The 584-nt window shown below is 31.3% G+C and carries 2 protein-coding genes; both read right to left on the reverse strand.

Features of this window, described 5'->3' with window-relative positions; all coding sequences use genetic code 11:
* Window positions 1-204 (reverse strand): hypothetical protein (locus tag FGM02_RS18310; RefSeq protein WP_243739458.1); only part of this gene is annotated, 204 nt, incomplete at its 3' end.
* Between the two features lie 8 nt (window positions 205-212).
* Window positions 213-497, reverse strand: a complete 285-nt coding sequence (locus FGM02_RS18315) for a type I restriction enzyme subunit R domain-containing protein (RefSeq protein WP_243739459.1) — start codon at window positions 495-497, stop codon at window positions 213-215.
* Window positions 498-584 lie beyond the last annotated feature (87 nt).

Here is a 584-nt window from a genome sequence, read left to right on the forward strand (position 1 = left end):
CAATCGGATTAAATTATACAATTCCTTAGAATTATTTAACACCTTGGCTATTTGTCGTATTTCCGTACGATCATTAATTTCTGTTATTTGCTGATTGAAAATCTCTGCATTGTCAGTATCAAACTTAAAAAGCACATCTTTTATTTCTTCAATTTCTTTTTGAATTTCTTCAGCAGATTTAAACAGATTCGAATAATGCTCCATTTCACCCCTTACTCAGATTGCAACTCATTAAAATAATCCTGATTGGTTTTATCGAATTCTTTTTGGATATCTGCAAAATCAACTACAAATCCATAGAAATGATTTTTATAAGTTCTATTTACTCTGGTTAAGGTTTGTAATAAATTATGTGATTTTATTTTACGTCCTATATATAATTTCTTTAATCGTTTGGCATCAAAACCTGTTAACAGCATATTGTACACAAAAAGCAAATCTATGTTCCCTGCTTTGTAGTCAGAAACCCAATGGTTGCGTTCTTGCTTTGTACCCACATTGTGTAAAATTACCTGCGCTCTTTTTACTTTGCTGTTTTCTAATTTTTGTTTCCCATACGTTTAAGGATCCTCTGCAACTTGCCC

Source organism: Flavicella sediminum (genome assembly GCF_006381105.1).
Taxonomy (GTDB): domain Bacteria; phylum Bacteroidota; class Bacteroidia; order Flavobacteriales; family Flavobacteriaceae; genus Flavicella; species Flavicella sediminum.